The sequence below is a fragment of the Deinococcus alpinitundrae genome, from assembly GCF_009982895.1.
GTDB classification, from domain to species: Bacteria; Deinococcota; Deinococci; order Deinococcales; family Deinococcaceae; genus Deinococcus; species Deinococcus alpinitundrae.
Genome location: NZ_WXZL01000187.1, coordinates 1 through 291, shown reverse-complemented (window position 1 = coordinate 291; position 291 = coordinate 1). Strand labels below are relative to the sequence as shown.

General features: G+C 57.0%; 2 pseudogenes. Both read right to left on the bottom strand.

The annotated features are described in order from the left end of the window. Positions 1-86 (bottom strand): annotated as a pseudogene (locus GUI70_RS25175) (helix-turn-helix domain-containing protein); the annotation flags it as partial. Positions 87-98: 12 nt separating this feature from the next. After that, positions 99-291, bottom strand: a pseudogene (locus GUI70_RS24145) (IS5 family transposase); the annotation flags it as partial.

Below are 291 nucleotides of genomic sequence, written 5' to 3'. Positions count from 1 at the left end.
GCCATCATGGCTGCTTCAACCCGTTCCACCGTGCGCTGCACGGTGGTTTCATGGATGCCCCAATCATCGCCCAGGTGGGCAGATGTCCGATATTCCCGCTAGAATTCCAGCGTCAGGAGACGCTGTTCAGCAGGATTGAGCGCTGCAGGGCGACCGCTTCTCTTCTTGGCACCTTCGCGTTCAAGCAACACAGCTTCCATGCCGATGAAGGTTTCGGGATAAACCCCAGTTCGGCGCTTAAATAGAGTGCGGTTCATCTTCAGGCCACGTTCCAGACGTTCATGGGGCACC